This window comes from Blautia sp. Marseille-P2398 (assembly GCF_964240315.1).
Lineage (GTDB): Bacteria > Bacillota > Clostridia > Lachnospirales > Lachnospiraceae > Blautia_A > Blautia_A wexlerae.
The window spans coordinates 318,305-340,142 of the sequence record NZ_CAXSTD010000001.1 but is presented as its reverse complement, the minus strand read 5'-3'; the positions used below and the strand labels follow the sequence as shown (position 1 = coordinate 340,142).

Here is a 21,838-nt window from a genome sequence, read left to right as displayed (position 1 = left end):
AAATTGTCTGTAATTTTGTGCAGAATCTGCAAATAATCACAGGAGGTGTATTATGGGCAAAAAAATTATGAATACGGTTCTTTTTCTGGTGGTGCTTGGCGGATGTGTTGCCATGACGCTGCTGACCGGGAATGGTTCATCAGGCACGATGATTTATAACTTTGCATTCCTCGCTGTTATGGCTGTGATCTATCTGGCCGGACTGTTTGGCGGTATGTTTCGGGTAGACAGCATTGGAGAGGCTCTTGCAAGAGGAACGCAGGAGCTTTCCAGTATATTCAAAATACCCGGAAAAGCCAAAAGCGAAGATCTTTCCTGCCTGAAGGGGATGTTTGAACATAAATATCTGGATGACAGAATGGACAGCTTTGTAGATGCCATGGAGAAAAACCAGGAAGGAATCGGAGATGTTGAAGATTACATAAATGAGGACGAGATTGATCTTCATGTACATAAGAAGATTCTGGAAATGGCACCGGATATTTTTACCAGCCTTGGTATTCTTGGTACTTTTATTGGTCTGGTATGGGGGCTTAAGAGTTTTGAGCCATCCAGCTATGAGACAATGACTACCTCTGTATCTGCCCTGGTAGATGGTATCAAAGTAGCATTCCTTACTTCTATCTATGGAATTGCATTTGCACTGATCTACAGTTCCGGAATGAAAAGCGTTTATTCCGGAATGGATGCGAAGCTTCAGGGATTTCTGGAGAGATTTCATCTTTATGTACTTCCGGCGGCTGAGAGCGAGTCAAGAAACCTGATGCTTGCAAGTCAGAAGGTTCAGACAAAAGCCATGAAACAGATGGCAGAGCAGCTTACCTCACAGATGGCAGAGAGTTTTGAGAAAGCAATCAATCCTACTTTCCAGAAGATGACAGAATCTCTGGAGATTCTGACAGAATCTGTAACAAAATGTCAGGAGGATGTGGTTCAGGATATCCTGCGTACTTTTTTGCGGGAGATGAACGGTTCATTTAAAATGCAGTTCACAGATTTCAATGAAGCTCTTGTACAGCTGAAGGAAGCGCAGAAAGAAAATATTGATTATACTACAAGGCTCTATCAGACGATGAGTAATCAGCTGAATACCTCATATGCAAAACAGAGCGAAGCTATGAAAGACCTTGTAAATGAACTGGGACAGGTTCAGGGCCGTTATATGTCTACGGCAACAAGAATCACACAGGATAATCAGGAAATCCAGAAGCTTCAGCAGCAGGATTATCAGCGCATTGCGGATTATCTGCATGAATCCGAGAAATCTTCTGCCAAATTCTGGGTTGCCTGCAATCAGACAATGCAGAAATATGTGGAAGCTGCCGCGCAGGGAATGGAAAAGGTTTCGGCTGCAAATCAGGCAGGAAAAGATGTGCTTGAGGCTAACCGTAAACTGGTAGAACAGTTGGATGTAAAGATGAAAGACTTTGTATCTTATCAGAAGATGACTTACGAGACAATGGAAGAGGTACGCAGACTCTTTGCAGATATTTCTGTTCAGAAAGAAGACAACAATATTTATCTCTCAGGCGGAAAATCAGCTCAGAGTGCGGCACAGAAAGAATCTGTGGAGGAAGTACGCAAACTTCTGGAGGAACAGAGCGAGCGTCAGGAAGCACTTCTGGAGGAGATGAACAAAAATATGAAGAATATTTCCAAAAACCAGAAAGGTAAATTCAGCTTATTCAAATAAGAAAAGGAGAGAAATATGCGCAAAAGAAAGAAATCAGAAGAGGGCGGATTTAATGTCTGGCGGTCTTATTCTGATATGATGGCCGGTGTGCTGCTCCTTTTTATACTGATTATGTGTGTGACTCTTTTTCAGGCTCAGAAAAGTTATAATGAGAGTATTAAGGAGAGAGATGACAAGATAGCTCTTCAGGAGCAGTATACAGCGGAAATTCTGGCACAGCAGAGTGAGCTGGACGAGAAAAACAGCAAGCTGAGTTCCCAGGATGAACAGCTTGACAAGCAGAAAAAGCTTCTTGCAGAACTGGCAGCACAGTTAAAGGAACAGCAGGCCAGCCTTGATGAAAAAACATCTCTTCTTGCCACACAGCAGAAGAAAATTGATAATATTATCGGTGTCAAGGCAGATGTCATTGAAGCATTGCAGAAGGAGTTTTCCAAAAACAATGTAAGTGTTGATATTGATGCTCAGACAGGTGCTCTTACCCTCAATGCAAATGTATTATTTGACTATGATAAGTCAGAACTGACAGATGAGGGCAAACAGGAACTTGCAGATATCCTTCCGATTTACTGTAAGGTGCTTCTTCAGAAAGATTATAAGAAGTATCTGGCTGAGATCATCATTGACGGTTATACAGACACAGACGGAGACTATGATTACAATCTGGAGCTTTCTCAGAAACGTTCTCTCGCAGTTGCACAGTATTTGACGGAAATCAGGGAGAACTTCCTGAGTTCTGATGAGATTTCAGAACTTCAGAATTATCTGACCGTAAATGGTCATGGTTCAGCCAATCCGGTTCTGGATTCCGATGGGAATGTAGATAAGGATGCATCCAGACGAGTGGAAGTAAAGTTTCGTCTGAAAGATGATGAGATGATAAATGAACTTAATCAGATTATGAATACAGATAAGACTTCTGATTCTGAAAAATCCGGCAGCAATTAAACTGCCGGATTTTTCAATTCCGGAGTGTGTTTGAAAAATGCTTTGATGCAGATGCTTTATCTTACAATTCACGAAAGATAACGAGTAATTTTACCAATAACAGTTCACATTTCCGAGAGAAAATGTGGTATGATAAAACAGTACACAGTTTCCTGTAATGGTGATGATGCGCTGTACCCTACATAAGAAAAAAGAAAGAGGAATTATCATGTCTTTGAAAATTGGAAGAAACGATCCATGCTGGTGTGGAAGCGGAAAAAAATATAAAAAATGCCATGAGGCATTTGATGAAAAAATGGAAATAATGAAGCAGAAAGGATATGCAGTGATCGATCATGATCTGATCAAAACACCCGAACAGATCGCGAAAATAAAAGAAAGCTGCAAAATCAATATCGCAGTTCTTGATTATGTGGAAGAGCATATTAAACCAGGTGTATCCACTGAAGAGATTGACAGATGGGTACATGAAGAGACTGTACGGCATGGGGGAATCCCAGCACCGTTAAATTACGAAGGATTTCCAAAGAGCGTGTGTACTTCTGTAAATGAAGTGGTATGCCATGGAATCCCGGATGAAGAGCAGATTCTGAAAGAGGGAGATATTATCAATGTTGATGTATCTACAATATATAATGGTTATTATTCTGACTCGTCCAGAATGTTCTGCATCGGTAAAGTGAGTCCGGAGAAAGAAAAACTTGTCAAGGTCACAAAAGAATGTGTTGAGATTGGTATTTCCCAGGTGAAACCATGGACTCCGATCGGAAATATGGGAAGTGCAGTTCATAAACATGCAGTAGAAAACGGATATTCTGTAGTCAGAGAAATCGGTGGACATGGTGTGGGAGTTGAGTTCCATGAAGACCCATGGGTAAGCTTTGTTTCTGAAGAGAATACAGGTGTCCTGATGGTTCCGGGTATGATGTTTACCATAGAGCCGATGGTAAATATGGGAAGCGATGAAATTTATACGGATGAGATTGACGAGTGGACAGTCCGTACAGAGGACGGACTTCCTTCAGCCCAGTGGGAAGTAACTGTTCTGGTTACGGAAACAGGATGTGAAGTAATCTGCTGGTAAAAAATTTGCAAAAAGTATTGCAATACATCAGGCTATATAGTATAATCACAACTGTTGTGAAAAAAGATGGTCCTCTGTTACAGGATATGTATTAAGAACATCCATATAAGAATAGGAGAAAATACAATGAACGAAATTATCAAAAACATCGAAGCAGCTCAGTTAAAAGCTGAAGTACCGGCATTCAACACAGGTGATACTGTAAGAGTACACGCACTGATCAAAGAAGGAAACCGTGAACGTGTTCAGGTTTTTGAAGGAACAGTTCTCAAGAAACAGGGCGGAAGCAACAGAGCTACATTTACTGTAAGAAAGAGCTCTAACGGAGTAGGCGTTGAGAAAACATGGCCGCTTCATTCCCCACATGTAGTAAAAGTAGAAGTTATCCGTCGTGGTAAAGTACGTCGTGCGAAACTGAACTACTTAAGAGATCGTGTAGGTAAAGCAGCTAAGGTTAAAGAGCTTGTTAAATAATTTCATGAATTAGCAGAAGAAGGGACAATAACTTGTGTATTGTCCCTCTTTTTCCATCTGTCAGGAGATTTGGATGAATATCAGAAAATGGAAAGATAGTCCGGCACTGAAAGAGACCAGAGATATGCTGGAAATAAAACTTGAAGATAAAAAAGTCCGGGGAATCCTTAACTGGATATTTCAGATAGCGGTAGTGCTCATTTTTGGCATTCTGGCGGGAATTGCGCTGTTTCAATCAGTGACTGTACAGGAGAGTACCATGGAGCCCACACTGCAGGTTGGAGAACGCTTTTTTGTAAACAGGGCTGTTTATAAAGTATCCTCACCTGAACGGGGAGATATCATTGTATATAAAACCAGTGGAAGTGATGATGCGGCTCTGCATATCGGCCGCGTGATCGGTCTGCCCGGTGAGACTGTACAGATATCCAACGGAGCAGTATTGATCAACGGAGAAGTATATAATGAAAATAAGAATTTTCCTGAAATCAGTAATGCGGGATTGGCATCCGACGGAGTGTCTTTGGAAAGCGGTGAGTATTTTGTACTTGGCGATAACAGAAATAACAGTGAGGACAGCCGGTATGGTGATATCGGAAATATCAATAAGAAATATATTGTGGGAAAGGTATGGTTTGTCATTTCCCCGAAAGATAAATTTGGATTTTTGAAAGGTTAGGTGTATATGAACGTACAGTGGTACCCTGGTCATATGACCAAGGCAAAGAGACAGATGCAGGAGGACATTAAGCTGATCGATCTGATCATTGAACTTGTGGATGCCCGCGTACCTCTTTCGAGCAGAAACCCGGATATCGATGAACTGGGAAAAAATAAATCCAGACTGATTCTTCTTAATAAATCAGATCTGGCTGACGAGCGCCAGAATGAAGCCTGGAAAACTTATTTTCAGGCAAAGGGATTTTATGTTGTAAAAGTAGATTCCAGAAATGGTTCCGGAATGAAAGCAATCAATAATGTGATCCAGGAAGCATGTAAGGAAAAGATAGAAAGAGACAGACGCCGCGGTATTAAAAACCGTCCGATCCGCGCTATGGTAGTGGGAATCCCGAATGTAGGAAAATCTACATTTATCAATACCTTTGCAGGACGGGCCTGTGCAAAGACCGGAAACAAGCCGGGAGTTACGAAAGGAAAACAGTGGATCCGTCTGAATAAGGGAGTAGAACTTTTGGACACTCCTGGTATTTTGTGGCCGAAATTTGAAGACCAGCAGGTGGGAATCCGTCTGGCATGTGTAGGTTCTATCAAAGATGACATTCTGAATATGGAGGAACTGGCACTCTGGCTGATCGATTATCTGCGCGAAAATTATAAAGGGATTCTGGCAGAGAGATATCAGATCACAGAGGAGGGAACTTCTGTGGAAGTTCTGGAGGCGATTGCCAGAGCCAGAGGGTGTCTGAAAAAGCAGGAAGAGCTGGACTATGCCAAAGCTTCGCTGATACTGTTTGATGATTTCCGTTCTGGAAAAATGGGGCGGATCACATTGGAGTGGGCGCCATTATGAAAACAATAGCTGAGATTAAAGCCGAGTTTGCTGCAGCAGATATGAGCAGCTACCCGGCTTTATATGAAATTTATAAAGAAGATACAAGAAGTGGTGTGCAAAAACTGATCGCACAGTGCCGCAAAAAGGAAGCAGCTCTGGAAGCGGAGAAGCAGCGTATTGAAAATATGAAGGTATATGAGCATAAATATGAACATCTTGGTTATTTATGCGGAATTGATGAAGTGGGAAGAGGCCCTCTTGCAGGCCCGGTTGTGGCATGTGCAGTAATTCTGCCACAGGACAGCCGGATCCTTTATCTGAACGATTCCAAGAAACTCAGTGCTTCCAAAAGAGAAGAACTGTATGATGTGATTATGAGGGAAGCGGTTTCAGTAGGAATCGGTATGCGCAGCCCGGAGCGTATTGATGAGATCAATATCCTTCAGGCTACTTATGAGGCAATGCGGGAGGCGGTAAGTAAACTGGAAGTGGTTCCTCAGCTTCTTCTCAATGATGCAGTCACGATTCCTCAGATCACCATTCCGCAGGTTCCCATTATTAAGGGAGATGCAAAGAGTGTTTCCATTGCAGCAGCAAGTATTGTTGCAAAAGTGACAAGGGACAGAATGATGGAAGAATATGATAAAGTGTTTCCGGAATATGGTTTTGCATCAAATAAGGGATATGGTTCTGCCGATCATATTGCGGCACTGAAAAAATATGGAGAAACCCCGATCCACAGAAAGACCTTTATTACACATTTCATATAAACAGTCGCAAAAGGGTTACTATCCTTCAGTACACAGCAATACACTGAGTGATGCACAGTAACAACAAAAGATGCCTACATATAAATAATATAAAAAGAAATGGATGGAAGAATTTGCATAAAAATACCCGGTCTACCGGAAGTTGTTACGAACGAAAAGCTGCTGATTATCTGAAACAGCAGGGATTATTTATTCTGAGATATAATTACAGATGCAGATTTGGAGAAATCGATCTGATTGCCAGAGATGGAGAATATCTTGTTTTTGTTGAGGTAAAATACAGGAAAGACAATAGTTCCGGTTATTCGCTGGCTGCAGTAAATCCTGCTAAACAGAAAACCATATGTAAGGTGGCAAGGTATTTTCTTACAGTGGAATATCACAATGTGGATATCCCATGCCGTTTCGATGTGGCAGGAATTGACGGGGATGAAATACACTGGGTTAAGAATGCGTTTGAATATATTGCAATCCGCTAATAATTATAGAAACTGCTTTGATGAATAATCTGCCATACAGCAGGAAGGGAATAATGAAATATGAAGATAAAATGGAACAGTGAACAGATTCCAAAGATGAATGTAAAAAACAATAAAGATGTTACATTTCTTACATATCCCGCATATGAAGAAATGAACTGGCTTGTTCATGGATTCAGCACCCGCTTTGGCGGAGTGAGCAGAGGAATCTACAGTTCTATGAACCTGAGTTTTACAAGAGGTGATGAGGAGTCCTGCGTGAAAGAAAATTACAGAAGGATTTCTGATGCTATGGGATTTGATATGAACAGCATCGTTACATCTGATCAGACTCATACCAACAATGTGCGGAAAGTAACAGAGAAAGACCGCGGAAAGGGAATTGTGATCCCGCGTGATTATACAGATACAGATGGAATGATTACAAATGTTCCGGGGCTGGTTCTCGCAACCTTTTATGCGGATTGCGTTCCACTGTATTTTGCTGATCCGGCGAATCATGCGATCGGACTGTCTCATTCGGGATGGAGAGGTACGGTTCAGAAAATCGGTGCAGTTACCATAGAAAAGATGTCTGAAGAGTATGGAAGTAATCCGAAAGATCTGAAAGTGGCCATCGGACCGTCTATCTGTCAGGAGTGTTATGAAGTCAGCGAAGATGTGATTGAAGAATTTGAAAAGGTTTTTGATAAGAAATACCGGAACAAGCTGTTTTACAGAAAAGAAAACGGAAAATATCAGTTAAATCTGTGGATGGCAAACAAGATTATTTTTCTGGAAGCGGGAATCCCGGAAGAAAACATTTCCATGCCAAATCTCTGTACCTGCTGTAATCCTGAGTTTCTCTTTTCTCACAGGGCTTCCCATGGAAAAAGGGGAAATCTTGGGGCTTTTCTTGGCATACGTTCATAAAACCTGAAATTGTTATAAGCACAACAGTGCGAAGTGAGTAATCCTGAATTTGCAGATTAACTGTACAATACGAAAAAGGGGGGAGCTGGTTAACAGCTCCCCCCTTTTCGTATTCATCTGCCGGAAAAACTATCTGGAATTTACTTTTTCCATAAGAGACATGATCTTTTCGTTGCTGGAACGAACCTTCTCAACGGAAACATCATGATTGATGATATCAATGATGCTCGCAAGATATTTGCTCATATTTGCTTCTACATAATATGGTCTTTCGAGAAGTTCCGGAATGCGATAATTCAGGTTGGTTGTGATCACTCTGTCAAGCCAGCCTTTCTCGTAATATTCATCAAATTTATCCAGACCGTCTGTGAACAGACCGTAGGTAGTGCATACAAATACTCTCTTTGCGTTGCGTTCCTTTAACTGTTTGGCAACATCCAGCATACTTCCGCCGGAGGAAATCATGTCATCGATAACTACAACATCTTTGCCTTCTACGGAATCTCCGAGGAATTCATGTGCAACAATAGGATTCTTTCCATTGACGATTGTAGAGTAATCACGACGTTTGTAGAACATACCCATATCTACTCCAAGGATGTTGGAGAAATATACAGCTCTTGACATGGCACCTTCATCAGGGCTGATGATCATCAGATGGTCATTGTCAACACGAAGATCCGGCACACTCTTGATCAGAGCTTTTAAAAACTGATAAGTAGGGAAAAAGTTATCAAAACCATTCAGCGGAATAGAGTTCTGGACACGTGGATCATGGGCATCAAAGGTAATGATATTGGAAACTCCCATATCGCTTAATTCCTTCAGTGCCAGTGCACAGTCCAGAGATTCTCTTTTAGTACGTCTGTGCTGGCGGCCTTCATAAAGGAACGGCATAATTACATTGATACGGTGTGCCTTGCCTGTTGCAGCGGAAATAATTCGTTTAAGATCCTGGAAATGGTTGTCAGGAGACATATGGTTCTCGTGTCCGCATACAGTATAAGATTCGCTGTAATTGGTCACATCAACCATAATATAAAGGTCAGTGCCACGAACGGATTCTTTAATATAACCTTTACCTTCACCGGTTCCGAAACGGGGGCATTCACATTCTACAATAAATGATTCTTCGCTGTATCCCTGAGGAATAACACTAAGCTGTTTGCGTTCAACCAGCTCTTTACGGAATTTAACAAGTTTTCTGTCAACTTCTTCTGCAAGTTCTCTGCATCCAAGAGCTGCAATACGGATAGGTGCAACCGGCATGGATTTTTCCAACAATTCTATGTTTGGCATAATACTCCTCCTAAGTAGTGATTTTATACTCAAAAAATAGATTTCAATATAATATATAACATTTGCCCTAAAATACGTCAAGGAATTTATTGATTTTTTCTTTTACAATTGTTATGATATAAAAGATAGCGGATTCTGGGCGCAGGTATATTTTGTCCGGAATTACTGTCATATGATATCAGGAGTAAATGTCAGAAAGTAACTGTGCCTGCACAGTAAATAAATCAGCGGCTCCTGAATGATCGAGAAACAAAATGTGCCGGAAAAGTTTATCCCACACACAATTTCCGGTTACATTCCAATGGAGTAAAATTCATGAAAAAAAATTTACACATAATATCCAGGGTTCTTCCGGACAGTATCGGAGAAGAACTGGAACTGGAACCGGGAGATGCGCTGCTTTCCATTAACGGCCAGCCGGTAGAGGATGTGTTTGATTATCGTTATCTGATGAATGACGAATTTGTTACGCTCCTTATCCGAAAGAAGAATGGCGAGGAATGGGAACTGGAAGTAGAAAAGGAATATGAAGATGATCTTGGCGTGGAGTTTGAGAACAGTCTTATGGATGAGTACCGCTCCTGTTCCAATCACTGTATTTTCTGTTTTATAGACCAGATGCCGCCCGGTATGAGAGAAACTTTATATTTTAAAGATGACGATTCCAGACTGTCATTCCTGCAGGGAAACTATGTTACCCTTACCAATATGAGTGACTATGATCTGGATCGTATTATCAAGTTTCATCTTTCCCCGATCAATGTATCGTTTCAGACTATGAATCCTAAGCTTCGCTGTAAAATGCTCCATAATCGATTTGCCGGAGATGCCCTTGCAAAAGTTGACAGGCTTTATAAAGGTGATGTGACCATGAACGGGCAGATTGTGCTCTGCAAGGGGATTAATGACAGGGATGAACTGGAATACAGTCTGGAAAAACTGTCGGAATATGCGCCTGTACTGCAGAGTGTTTCAATCGTACCTGTAGGCCTTTCCAGGTATCGAAAAGGTCTGTATCCACTGGAATCTTTTGATAAAGAGGATGCAAGGTATCTGATCAGTCAAGTAGAGCGGTGGCAGAAGATCATGGTGAAGAAGCATGGTATTCATTTTGTACATGCTTCGGATGAATGGTATATTCTTGCAGGATATGAACTTCCTGAGGAGGGCAGATATGACGGATACCTTCAGCTGGAGAATGGTGTTGGTATGATGCGTCTGCTTGAAACAGAGGTAAAAGAGAGACTTGAGCAGCTTGAAGGCGATGACAGAGAGGTAAATGCCACTGTTGCAACAGGACGGCTGGCAGCGCCTTATATAGGTAAAATGATAAAACTGGTACAGAAGAAATTTCCGAATGTCCAGGCTGAAGTATATGCAGTAAAGAATAATTTCTTTGGAGAGAAGATCACAGTTTCCGGTCTGATCACAGCTACTGATCTTATGGATCAGCTTGCACAGAGAAATCTGGGAGAAAAAGTACTGATCCCATGCAATATGCTCAGAAGCGGCGAGGATGTTTTTCTGGATGACCTGACGGTGGAAGATGTCAGACAGGCTCTTAAGACGGAAATTGTAGTGGTAGATGAACCGGGTGCTGACCTGGTAAACTGTCTGATCGAAGCACCAGACCATAAAAAGATAAGAAGGAGACAGATATATGAGCAAACCGGTAGTAGCGATAGTGGGCAGGCCTAATGTAGGTAAATCCACATTGTTTAATGCGCTGGCAGGTGAGAAGATTTCTATTGTAAAAGATACACCCGGCGTTACAAGAGACAGAATTTATGCAGATGTGACATGGCTGGACAAGACATTTACCATGATCGATACAGGCGGTATTGAGCCGGACAGCAGTGACATCATCCTTTCTCAGATGAGAGAGCAGGCACAGATTGCCATTGATACGGCAGATGTTATCATCTTTATCACAGACGTTCATCAGGGACTGGTGGATTCCGATGCGAAGGTGGCAGATATGCTCCGACGCAGCGGCAAACCGGTTGTCCTTGTTGTGAATAAGGTAGACAGTATCCAGAAATTTATGATGGATGTTTATGAGTTCTATAACCTTGGTATCGGTGAACCGATTCCGATTTCTGCGGCAAACCGTATGGGGTTGGGTGATATGCTGGATGAAGTGGCAAAACATTTCCCTGAGGATGCAGATACAGAAGAAGATGATGAAATCCCGAGAATTGCCATTGTGGGAAAACCAAACGTAGGAAAATCGTCACTGGTAAACAAACTTCTGGGAGAAGACCGTGTGATTGTTTCTGATATTGCCGGAACTACAAGAGATGCGGTAGATACCAGAGTAAAATGGCAGGGAAAGGATTATATCTTTATTGATACTGCCGGACTTCGCCGTAAGGGAAAAGTTAAAGAGGAGATTGAGAGATACAGTGTGATCCGTACAGTGACTGCAGTAGAACGTGCAGATATTGTCATTGTAATGATTGATGCATCAGAGGGTGTTACAGAACAGGATGCCAAGATCGCAGGGATTGCCCACGAAAGAGGAAAGGGTGTTATCATTGCAGTAAATAAGTGGGATGCCATTGAAAAGAATGATAAGACTATTTATAAGCACACAAACAGAATCCGCGAGGTTCTGGCATATATGCCATATGCGGAGCTGGTATTTATTTCTGCAAAAACAGGACTCAGGATTTCCAGAATGTTTGAAACGATCGATGCGGTTATCGAAAACCAGACACTGCGAATCCAGACAGGTGTCCTGAATGAAATCCTTTCTGAGGCAGTGGCAATGCAGCAGCCTCCGTCTGACAAGGGAAAACGTTTGAAGATTTACTATATGACGCAGGTGGCTGTCAAACCGCCTACATTTGTTATCTTTGTAAATGACAAAGAACTGATGCATTTCTCTTATACCAGATATCTGGAGAACAAGATCAGGGATGCCTTTGGATTTGCGGGAACATCACTGAAATTCATTATTCGTGAACGAGGTGAAAAAGAATAATCATGGAACGCCTGATTTGTATTGCAATTGGATATGCATGCGGACTTTTTCAGACCGCATACATTTTAGGAAAGATTTATCATATTGATATACGCAAACAGGGAAGCGGAAATCTGGGTTCTACAAATGTACTGCGTACACTTGGCAAAAAGGCCGGGGCATTGAATCTGTTGTGTGACTGTCTGAAGTGTATTGCGGCCATCCTGATCGTAAGGGCAATATTCGGAAATTCTTATGGAGATATTCTGCCGCTGCTGAGCCTTTATGCAGCAGCTGGGTGTATTCTGGGGCATAATTTTCCGTTTTATCTTAATTTTAAGGGCGGGAAGGGCGTAGCTGCATCTGTAGGACTTGTGATTGCTTTTGACTGGCGGATTTTTGTGATCTGTGCAATTGTATTTTTCGGACTGTTTTTCCTGACACACTATGTTTCTCTGTGTTCGGTAAGTGCATATCTGGCTGCATTTATCAGTATGATCGTATTTGGACAGATGGGGTCTTATCATATGGATTCTTATCATATGATCGAGCTTTATATTGTTATGGGACTCTTGACAGTACTGGCATTTTACAGACATAAAAAGAACATAAAACGGCTTCTTGACGGGACAGAAAGTAAAATTTATTTAAGCAAAAAAAATAAATAAAAAGAGGTATTTATATGGCAAAGATAAGTGTGCTTGGTGCGGGAAGCTGGGGAACTGCCCTGTCTATCCTTCTTTACAATAATGGACACGAGGTGATTCTCTGGTCGGCGCTTGGGGAGGAGATAACAACATTAAGAGAAAAGCGGGAACACGTGAGCAAACTTCCGGGAGTAAAGATTCCTGAACCGATTGATATCACAATAGATCTTGAGAGAAGCCTGCGGGATACAGATGTGGCAATTCTGGCAGTTCCTTCGCCTTATACCAGAAGTACCTGCAAGCGTATGGCGCCTTTTGTAAAAAACGGACAGAAAATTGTAAATGTTGCCAAAGGTGTGGAGGAAAAAACTCTTCTTACTTTAAGCGAGATCATTGAACAGGAACTTCCACAGGCAAATGTGTCTGTGCTTTCCGGACCAAGCCATGCAGAAGAGGTTGGAAAAGGACTTCCGACTACCTGTGTGGTAAGTTCTCACCAGAGAGAGACAGCAGAATATCTGCAGGGAATCTTTATGAGCCCTGTTTTCAGAGTTTATACCACGCCGGATATGCTGGGAGTGGAGCTTGGCGCAGCGTTAAAGAATGTGATCGCACTGGCGGCCGGAACCGCAGATGGTCTGGGATACGGCGATAATACCAAAGCAGCCCTGATCACAAGAGGAATTGCAGAAATTTCACGTCTGGGTGTTAAAATGGGAGCACGTATGGAAACCTTTTATGGTCTGTCCGGAATCGGAGATCTGATCGTTACCTGTGCCAGTGTCCACAGCCGTAACCGGAAAGCCGGATATCTGATGGGAAAAGGATATACCATGGAGCAGGCGATGGCTGAAGTGAAAATGATCGTGGAAGGCGTCTATTCCGCAAAAGCAGCAAAAGAACTGGCTGAGAAATATGATGTGGAAATGCCGATCATCACAGAAATAAACAAAGTCCTGTTCGAAGGAAAAAGTGCAGCGGAAGCGGTGATCGATCTTATGGTAAGAGATAAGAAAGTGGAGACGCCGATGCTTCCATGGGAAGACGGACAGAAAACTAACTGAGATGTTATAGAAAAACTGTAACTGTTCAGTACCTCGCGGGATAGCTGACTGCTGAATGGTTACGAAAAACTTTCGAATGCATCATTTACGGAAAATTCTATAGACAGAGATGATAAATATGCAAAAAGCAGATGTTATATAAATACATCTGCTTTTTACATTTGAATGATAAAATATTTTTTAACTACTCTTTATCAGAATGCAATGTCCCTTAAATCCTCGGGAATATGTGAACTGTGGAAATTTTCGTTCAGAGTATCGATCAGATCCATATCCTCCTGTTCGATTGTGAAATCAAAAATATTGCCGTTACTTCTGATGCGGTCAGGATGTACGGATTTCGGGATTACTGATATTCCCTTCTGGGTAGCCCAGCGCAGGCCAATCTGAGCGGGAGTATGGGCATATTTGGTTCCGAGTACACACATAACATCATTATCAAGATATGCACCTCTTGCAAGCGGGGCATATGCCTGTACCTGGATTCCTTTATTCTGGCAATAATCAATCAGCTCTTTCGGATAGCAGAGAGGATGGCATTCAATCTGATTTACAGCAGGTATGATTCCGGAATTGGCTTCCAGTTCTTCCAGATGACGGATTTCAAAATTACTGACACCAATAGAAAGAGCCCGCCCGGATTTCTGGATTTCCTCCAGTACTTTCCAGGTGCTGAGATAACATCCCGGAACCGGCCAGTGGATCAGATACAAATCCACATAATCCAGTTTGAGCCGGTCCAGGCTTCTTTCAAAAGCACCCTGAATGTCTCCCAGACGCTGTGCGGTATTCCATACTTTTGTAGTAATAAAAAGTTCATTTCGCGGTATTCCACAGCTGGCGATTCCCCGTCCTACATTTTCTTCGTTTTTATATACGGAGGCTGTATCAATCAGACGGTATCCTGATTCAACAGCAGAAATAATAGCATTTTCGGCCTCATTTTCCCCGGTGGCTTTGTATACTCCCAGTCCGAGTAAAGGCATCTCTCTGTTTGTATTCAGAAAAACAGTATTATCCAAAACAATTCCTCCAATTCCTATATACACTTTGGGCAAGCTGCTTTGCCCGATAATCTTGTCCAAGTATAACATAAAAATGTGTCAGAAGTACATAAAAATTATTAAGTTTTTGCAAGAACACATTGTTAACAATATAACATAAGGGTTAAAGTATTAACAGTTCTTGTGAAAAAAGCTATTTCAAAGCATATATTTCAAAATTTTTTTAGTGATTATTTATGCTAAATGGCTTGCGGAAACGAAAAAAAAGATGTATAATATCAGTAAATTGATAATTTATTGTCATAAAAAAAGACTGAATTTTATAAATTCAGTGTATTTTTCAATAGAAGGGAGCATTTAACCATGCATTTAATCAAAGATGAAAATGGGAATCTTGTCCAGCACGGACATGGGCACACTCATGAACATACCCATGAAGATGGTATGACTCATACTCATGAGCATACTCATGGCGAAGGTCATGATCATGGACATTCTCATACAGATCATGCCTGTGATACTGCTCATTGCGGATCCTGCAGTGAAGGTGACTGTAAGAATGAGACACTGGCTCTTCTGACATATATGCTTCAGCACAATGAGCATCATGCTCAGGAACTGGATCAGATGGCTGATAACCTTGCCAAGATGGGAATGGATGCAGCATGTAAGACTATTAAGGAAGCTGTTGCAGATTTTCAGAAAGGCAATATGAGACTTGGACTTGCCTTAACACTTGTTAAAGAAGAGATGAAATAGGAGGCGACATCACATGTGTCTGGCAACTGTATATAAAGAAAGTGACGATTCTGTTATTTTTAAAAATGTTTCCCGTATAGATGTGGATGGGAATAAATTGATTCTCCGTGATATTATGGGAGATGAGAGAGTGGTCGAGGGAACTATTTTAATGGTTGACCTTGCCAACAGTATTGTGAAACTGAAATGTGACTGATATTAAGATAGGGACAAAACACCTTTTGACCTTAACATCATTTTTTATTTATAGAAAGAATACTAAGACAGATTTAGGAGGCACCTGGTTTTATGGCACACGTAATTGCTGTCGCAGGAAAAGGCGGCGTGGGAAAAACAACATTATGCGGAATGCTGATCCAGTACCTGTGTGAAAAGGGTAAAGGGCCGATTCTTGCAGTAGATGCTGATGCAAACTCAAACCTCAATGAGGTTCTTGGCGTAAAGGTAGAGACAACTCTTGGCGATGTGCGCGAAGAAATTGCACGTGCAGAGCTTGCAAAAGAGAATCCAATTCCTACCGGAATGTCTAAGGCTGATTACGCGGAAATGCGTTTTGAAGATGCGCTTGTAGAAGATGATGATTTTGATCTTCTTGTCATGGGCAGAACTCAGGGAAAAGGCTGTTACTGTTATGTTAATGGTCTTCTTCAGACTCAGCTTGCAAAATACCAGAATAATTATCCGTATATTGTTGTAGATAATGAAGCCGGAATGGAACATATCAGCAGAGGTGTTCTTCCGAGCATGCAGACTGCCATTCTGGTCAGCGACTGCTCCAGAAGAGGCGTACAGGCAGTAGGCAGGATTGCAGAACTCATTAAAGAATGTGATATGCATCCTGATACAGTCGGTCTGATCATTAACCGAGCTCCGAAAGGAGAATTGAATAAGGGAATTCAGGAAGAGATTGCAAATCAGGGACTGACACTTCTTGGTGTTGTTCCACAGGATGAAACAGTTTATGAATATGACTGTGAGGGACGTCCTACAAGCACACTTCCGGAAGACAACCCTGTCAAGACTGCACTTCGTGCAATCGTTGATAATTTAAAATTATAAGATACACCCCTTGTCGGATGAGAATCCGATGAGGGATGTTTGTGCGCATAGGAAATCTATATATGCAGAGATAAATACAAGTTTACATCTTTATTTTTTAAGTTAAATAACCCATGGGAGGGGATGGGATGGGTTATCACAGTTATCTTTAACGGAGCCAATTCTTCAGATATAGATAACCGGGATTTCCTGCCTGTGGGATTATTAATAAAATAAAAATGTGTATCTTAAAGGAATACACAAACCAGAATTAAAGGAGGTCTATAATGAGTGAATTCAAATTAACTACAGTGGAAGAGTTTGAAGAGGCTACTGCCAGACTTTTGGAGACAGGTGCAAAGGTTGGAGCTGACGCATGGCAGTTCCGTGTAAAAAACCAGACTCCACATTGTAAATTCGGTGAGCAGGGTGTCTGCTGTCGTATCTGTGCTATGGGACCATGTCGTATTACCCCTAAAGCGCCAAGAGGTATCTGTGGATGTGACGTCCATGGTATCGTAGGAAGAAACTTCCTGAAATTTACAGCAGGTGGTGCAGCTACTCACTCTGATCACGGTCGTGAAATCTGCCACACATTATATTGTGCAAAAGACGGCGGAAACTATCAGGTAAAAGATCCTGAGAAACTGATCCGTATCGCAAAAGAATGGGGCGTAGAGACAGAAGGAAAAGATATCTATGATCTGGCTCATGAAATGGCTGAGACAGGATTGATGGAATATGGTAAACCATTTGGATATCAGAGATTCCTTGACAGAATGCCTGCAGGACAGAAAGAGAAACTGATTGAAAATGAAATTGCACCACGTGCGATCGACCGTGAAGTTTCCACTTCTTTACATATGGCTCATATGGGATGTTCTTCTCTTCCGGAAGCTCTTGTAAAACAGTCTATCCGCTGCGGTATGGCTGATGGATGGGGCGGTTCCATGATGGGAACAGAGTTCTCTGATGTTTTATTCGGAACTCCGAAGCCAATTGACACGGAAGCTAACCTTGGTGTAATGGTTGAAGAGAATGTAAACATCGTTGTACACGGACATGATCCGAGTCTTTCCGAGATGATTTGTGAATATGCAGACAGCAAAGAAATGATCGATTATGCAAAATCTGTAGGAGCAAAAGGAATCACTGTTTCCGGTGTATGCTGTACTTCAAACGAAGTAGCTATGCGTCGCGGTGTTCCGATGGCCGGTAACTTCCTGCAGCAGGAGAATGTAGTACTGACAGGTGCCTGCGAAGCAATCGTAGTAGACGTTCAGTGTATCTTCCCTGCATTAGGACCTTTAAGCAAATGCTTCCATACTAAATTTATCACAACTTCTCCGATCGCTCAGATGCCTGATGCTGAATTTATCAGATTCAATGCTGAGACAGCAGGAGAGAATGCAAAAGCAATCGTTAAGATGGCTATTGATAACTTCAAGAACAGAAAACCTGAACTTGTACATATCCCACAGCTGAAACAGAAAGCTACAGTTGGTTATTCCGTAGAAGCAATCGTTAAGGTTCTTGACGGTGTTACAAACTCTCAGGTTGATGAGACAGGAACAACAAAACCATTACTTGAGTGCATCACTTCCGGTGTTATCCGTGGTGCTGTTGCTATGGTTGGATGTAACAATCCTAAGATCCGTCCTGACTATGCACATATTGAACTGATGAAGAAATGTATCGCTAATGATATCGTTGTCATTGCTTCCGGATGTTCTGCACAGGCAGCTGCAAAAGCAGGTCTTATGGACAAATCTGCAAAAGATCTTTGCGGTGCAGGTCTGAAACGTGTCTGTGAACTGGCTGATATCCCACCGGTACTCCACATGGGATCATGCGTAGATATTTCCCGTATGATGATCCTTGCTGCTGAACTTGCAAAAGATGCAGGTCTTCAGATTAATCAGCTTCCTGTAGTTGGATGTGCTCCTGAGTGGATGTCTGAAAAAGCTGTATCCATCGGTAACTATGTAGTAGGTACCGGTATTGATACATTCCTTGGTGTTGATCCATATGTTTCCGGTTCTTCAGAAATGGGAGAGCTTCTTACAGAGGGAACAAGAAAATGGACAGGAGCTGCTTATACAGTAGAAACAGATATTGAGAAATTAGTTGATCTGATGATCGAAAGAATCGAAGAGAAGAGAACAGCATTAGGAATCTAATCTGCTGTGATCTTAAAAATGTAATAAAAGGTGGATGACGTAAAATGAAAATAGCAGTTACAGGAAAAGGCGGCGTAGGCAAAACTACTTTTGCAGCAACGCTGGCCAGGTTGTATGCAGCAGAGGGAAGACCGGTACTTGCAGCAGATGTGGATCCGGATGCGAATCTTGGTCTTGCATTAGGCTTTGATGAAGAAACACTGGATTCTATTGTACCAATTTCCAAAATGCGTAAGCTTGTGGAAGAACGTACAGGTGCGACTGCGGGAAATCAGTTCTATCATCTGAATCCGAAAGTAGACGATATCCCGGAGAAATATGGTAAGGTCTGTAATGGCGTGCGTCTCCTTGTCCTGGGAACTGTCGAGACAGGCGGTGGCGGATGTGTATGTCCGGAGCATGTAATGCTGAAACGTATTATTAACAATCTGGTACTGAGAAGAGAAGATGTAGTAATTCTTGATATGGAAGCCGGCCTGGAACATCTCGGCAGAGGAACCACAGAAGGAGTTGACGCATTTGTCGTAGTGATCGAACCGGGTGCAAGAAGCGTTCAGACATACAAGAATGTGAAGCGTCTGGCAAAGGATCTGGGAGTATCTCAGGTAAAGGTTGTTGCAAACAAAGTACGCAACGAGGATGACGAAAACTTTATCAGAGAGCGGATTCCACAGGAAGATCTTTTAGGAATGATCCATTACAACACAGAGGTAATTGATGCGGACAGACAGGGCAAGTCCCCTTATGATTTCAGCAAAACAGTTACTGATGAGATCATTAAGATAAAAGAAAAAATAGATCGTCAATAATCTCATATATTAGGAGGTAAACAAAAGTGACTTTATTTGAAAGTGTTTTCGCGGGAAACGATGCGGTTTATGGACTGACAGAGGGTGCCATTAACCAGGCAATTGAAAAATACGGCGCTGACAAAGCAGTCAGCTTCCCTGATACAGCATATTCTTTACCATGCTACTATGCAGTAACAGGAACAAAGGTTGGAACTCTTGCAGAGTTAAAAGATGCTCTTGCAGTAGTAAAAACTCTTATGACAAGAGAGAAGAGAACAAATGACGTATTTATGTCAGGTGTTGCTACAGCTCTCTGCGCAGAATTTATCGAAGTTCTGAAATATATCGATGGAGCAGTTCCTTACGAAGCTCCTTGCTACGGACATCTTGCAGATGCAGTGATCCGTGAACTTGGTGTACCGCTTGTAACAGGCGATATCCCTGGTGTAGCAGTTATCCTTGGAAAAGCTCCTTCCGCTCAGGAAGCAGCAGACCTTGTTAAATCCTATCAGTCTCAGGGTATCCTGATCACTCTGGTTGGTGACGTTATTGACCAGTTAGAGGAAGTTGGATACAAGACAGGTGCTAACGTACGTGTTATCCCGCTTGGAAAAGACGTTACAGCAGTTATCCATGTAGTATCTGTAGCACTTCGTGCAGCTCTTATCTTCGGTAACGTAAAACCAGGTGATGCTGCAACTCTGATGGATTACACAATGAAACGTGTACCTGCATTTGTTAATGCATTTGCACCGTTAAATGATGTGATCGTAGCTTGTGGTGCAGGCGCTATCGCTCTTGGATTCCCGGTTATCACAAACCAGGAAGATGTTGCAAGAGTACCGAAGAGCCTGATCTGCCAGAAAGACATCTCCAAATGGAATGCAACTTCTCTGGAAGCACGTGACATCAAAATCAAAATTACAAACATCGATATCCCGGTTGCTTTCGCATCTGCATTCGAAGGTGAGATTATCCGTCGTAAAGACATGCAGGTTGAATTCGATGGTTCCCGTGTAGACTGTGCAGAGCTTGTACATACATGTGATGCAAGTGAAGTAGAAGACCATAAGATTACAGTTGTTGGTCCGGAAGTAGACGACATGGAACTTGGCAGCAAGAACAGCATTGCATATGTTGTTAAAGTTGCAGGTAAAAACATGCAGCCTGACTTTGAACCTGTTATCGAGCGTAAGTTCCATAACTACATCAACTGTATCGAAGGTGTATACCATACAGGACAGAGAGATATGCAGAGAATCCGTATCAGCAAAGATGCATTTGCTGCAGGCTTCAAGATCAAACATATCGGTGAAGTTCTCTATACACAGGTTAAGAATGAATTTGACGCAGTTGTTGATAAATGTGAAGTTACTATTTATACAGATCCTGCTGAGTGTACAAGAATCCGTCATGAAGTTGCTATCCCGATCTTCGAGAAACGTGATGACCGTCTGAATACTCTGACAGACGAATCTGTAGATGTATATTACAGCTGTATCCTCTGCCAGGCATTCTCCCCGTCTCACGTATGTGTTGTTACACCTGAGAGACTTGGACTTTGCGGTGCCGTTTCATGGCTGGATGCAAAAGCTACCCACGAGCTGGATCCAAACGGACCTTGCCAGGTAATTACAAAAGAAAGACCTATTGATGAGAACCTTGGTTCTTATGAAGATGTAGATGAAGCTGTTAAGAAATTATCCCAGGGTGCATTAGAGCACGTTACACTGTACTCTATCATGCAGGATCCTATGACATCATGCGGATGCTTCGAGTGTATCTGCGGTATCGAGCCATTCTCCAATGGTGTTGTTATCGCTAACCGTGAGTATGCAGGCATGACACCTCTTGGAATGACATTCTCAGAAATGGCATCCATGACAGGTGGTGGTGTTCAGACACCTGGTTTCATGGGACATGGTAAACATTTCATCAGCTCCAAGAAGTTCATGAAGGCAGAAGGCGGTATTGAACGTATCGTATGGATGCCAAAAGAACTGAAAGAGTTTGTTGCTGAGCGTCTTAACAACACAGCAAAAGAACTCTACGGAATTGAAAACTTTACAGATATGATCGGTGATGAAACAATCGCTACTGATCCGGAAACACTGGTTGGATTCCTTACAGAAAAAGGCCATCCGGCATTAGCCCTTGATCCGATGATGTAAAGATGGTGGTTTTCCCGGAGGTATTATGTGAGTCATGCGGAGGCTTT

At 42.2% G+C, this 21,838-nt stretch carries 21 protein-coding genes; 19 read left to right on the top strand and 2 right to left on the bottom strand.

Features of this window, described 5'->3' with window-relative positions:
* The first annotated feature begins 52 nt into the window (after positions 1-52).
* From ACESZG_RS01630 to pgeF, 9 genes are all read left to right on the top strand, one after another.
* Entirely contained in the window at positions 53-1,693 is a 1,641-nt protein-coding gene (locus ACESZG_RS01630) for a MotA/TolQ/ExbB proton channel family protein (RefSeq protein WP_008703914.1), read from the top strand.
* A 15-nt stretch (positions 1,694-1,708) separates the two neighbouring features.
* Complete coding sequence (locus tag ACESZG_RS01625) at positions 1,709-2,641, top strand: OmpA family protein (protein WP_055052420.1); 933 nt, start codon at positions 1,709-1,711, stop codon at positions 2,639-2,641.
* A 208-nt stretch (positions 2,642-2,849) separates the two neighbouring features.
* Positions 2,850-3,725 carry a methionyl aminopeptidase gene (locus tag ACESZG_RS01620; protein WP_008703912.1) on the top strand — a complete coding sequence of 292 codons (876 nt, stop codon included), beginning with the start codon at positions 2,850-2,852 and terminating at the stop codon, positions 3,723-3,725.
* Between the two features lie 126 nt (positions 3,726-3,851).
* Positions 3,852-4,199: a 50S ribosomal protein L19 gene (gene rplS, locus ACESZG_RS01615; protein ID WP_008703911.1), complete on the top strand. Its 348-nt coding sequence runs from the start codon at positions 3,852-3,854 to the stop codon at positions 4,197-4,199.
* 73 nt (positions 4,200-4,272) lie between these two features.
* Positions 4,273-4,878: a signal peptidase I gene (gene lepB / locus ACESZG_RS01610; protein ID WP_008703909.1), complete on the top strand. Its 606-nt coding sequence runs from the start codon at positions 4,273-4,275 to the stop codon at positions 4,876-4,878.
* A gap of 6 nt (positions 4,879-4,884) precedes the next feature.
* Complete coding sequence (ylqF, locus tag ACESZG_RS01605) at positions 4,885-5,730, top strand: ribosome biogenesis GTPase YlqF (RefSeq protein ID WP_020994042.1); 846 nt, start codon at positions 4,885-4,887, stop codon at positions 5,728-5,730.
* Complete coding sequence (locus ACESZG_RS01600) at positions 5,727-6,482, top strand: ribonuclease HII (RefSeq protein ID WP_008703905.1); 756 nt, start codon at positions 5,727-5,729, stop codon at positions 6,480-6,482. Before ylqF ends, ACESZG_RS01600 begins: the two co-directional genes overlap by 4 nt.
* 113 nt (positions 6,483-6,595) lie before the next feature.
* On the top strand, positions 6,596-6,961 hold the full coding sequence (locus ACESZG_RS01595) for a YraN family protein (protein ID WP_243152650.1): 366 nt from the start codon (positions 6,596-6,598) through the stop codon (positions 6,959-6,961).
* Between the two features lie 60 nt (positions 6,962-7,021).
* Entirely contained in the window at positions 7,022-7,873 is an 852-nt protein-coding gene (gene pgeF, locus ACESZG_RS01590; protein WP_008703902.1) for a peptidoglycan editing factor PgeF, read from the top strand.
* Between the two features lie 129 nt (positions 7,874-8,002).
* Here the strand turns inward: pgeF and ACESZG_RS01585 are convergent, their stop codons facing one another.
* A complete protein-coding gene (locus ACESZG_RS01585) occupies positions 8,003-9,172 on the bottom strand; it encodes a ribose-phosphate pyrophosphokinase (RefSeq protein WP_020994041.1) in 1,170 nt (389 codons plus the stop codon).
* 315 nt (positions 9,173-9,487) lie between these two features.
* Here ACESZG_RS01585 and ACESZG_RS01580 point away from each other — a divergent pair, with 315 nt between their 5' ends.
* From ACESZG_RS01580 to ACESZG_RS01565, 4 genes are read left to right on the top strand one after another with little or no spacing between them, the layout of a single operon-like run.
* Positions 9,488-10,870, top strand: a complete 1,383-nt coding sequence (locus ACESZG_RS01580; RefSeq protein WP_173698006.1) for a DUF512 domain-containing protein — start codon at positions 9,488-9,490, stop codon at positions 10,868-10,870.
* Entirely contained in the window at positions 10,833-12,158 is a 1,326-nt protein-coding gene (der, locus tag ACESZG_RS01575; RefSeq protein ID WP_025577071.1) for a ribosome biogenesis GTPase Der, read from the top strand. The genes ACESZG_RS01580 and der overlap by 38 nt, the downstream gene beginning before the upstream one ends.
* 2 nt (positions 12,159-12,160) lie before the next feature.
* Positions 12,161-12,805 (top strand): glycerol-3-phosphate 1-O-acyltransferase PlsY, encoded by a 645-nt coding sequence (plsY, locus tag ACESZG_RS01570; protein WP_029676806.1) that lies wholly within the window; start codon positions 12,161-12,163, stop codon positions 12,803-12,805.
* Between the two features lie 14 nt (positions 12,806-12,819).
* Positions 12,820-13,848, top strand: a complete 1,029-nt coding sequence (locus ACESZG_RS01565) for an NAD(P)H-dependent glycerol-3-phosphate dehydrogenase (RefSeq protein ID WP_025577069.1) — start codon at positions 12,820-12,822, stop codon at positions 13,846-13,848.
* Positions 13,849-14,042: 194 nt separating this feature from the next.
* Here ACESZG_RS01565 and ACESZG_RS01560 read toward each other — a convergent pair whose 3' ends face one another.
* The gene (locus ACESZG_RS01560) at positions 14,043-14,870 is read right to left on the bottom strand and encodes an aldo/keto reductase (protein ID WP_096788350.1); all 828 of its coding nucleotides are present in this window, start codon (positions 14,868-14,870) and stop codon (positions 14,043-14,045) included.
* 345 nt (positions 14,871-15,215) lie between these two features.
* Between ACESZG_RS01560 and ACESZG_RS01555 the strand changes: the two genes are divergently transcribed.
* The 6 genes from ACESZG_RS01555 to acsB all read left to right on the top strand — a co-directional run bounded on the left by ACESZG_RS01555 (position 15,216) and on the right by acsB (position 21,791).
* Positions 15,216-15,611, top strand: a complete 396-nt coding sequence (locus tag ACESZG_RS01555; RefSeq protein ID WP_008703892.1) for a hypothetical protein — start codon at positions 15,216-15,218, stop codon at positions 15,609-15,611.
* A 13-nt stretch (positions 15,612-15,624) separates the two neighbouring features.
* Positions 15,625-15,807 carry a CooT family nickel-binding protein gene (locus tag ACESZG_RS01550; RefSeq protein WP_008703891.1) on the top strand — a complete coding sequence of 61 codons (183 nt, stop codon included), beginning with the start codon at positions 15,625-15,627 and terminating at the stop codon, positions 15,805-15,807.
* Between the two features lie 92 nt (positions 15,808-15,899).
* Positions 15,900-16,670, top strand: coding sequence for an AAA family ATPase (locus ACESZG_RS01545; protein ID WP_008703890.1), 771 nt, complete (start codon positions 15,900-15,902; stop codon positions 16,668-16,670).
* A gap of 266 nt (positions 16,671-16,936) precedes the next feature.
* The gene (gene cooS, locus ACESZG_RS01540; protein WP_008703889.1) at positions 16,937-18,829 is read left to right on the top strand and encodes an anaerobic carbon-monoxide dehydrogenase catalytic subunit; all 1,893 of its coding nucleotides are present in this window, start codon (positions 16,937-16,939) and stop codon (positions 18,827-18,829) included.
* 44 nt (positions 18,830-18,873) lie between these two features.
* The gene (locus ACESZG_RS01535; RefSeq protein WP_008703888.1) at positions 18,874-19,638 is read left to right on the top strand and encodes an AAA family ATPase; all 765 of its coding nucleotides are present in this window, start codon (positions 18,874-18,876) and stop codon (positions 19,636-19,638) included.
* Positions 19,639-19,664: 26 nt separating this feature from the next.
* Entirely contained in the window at positions 19,665-21,791 is a 2,127-nt protein-coding gene (gene acsB / locus ACESZG_RS01530; RefSeq protein ID WP_008703886.1) for an acetyl-CoA decarbonylase/synthase complex subunit alpha/beta, read from the top strand.
* Positions 21,792-21,838: the final 47 nt, after the last annotated feature.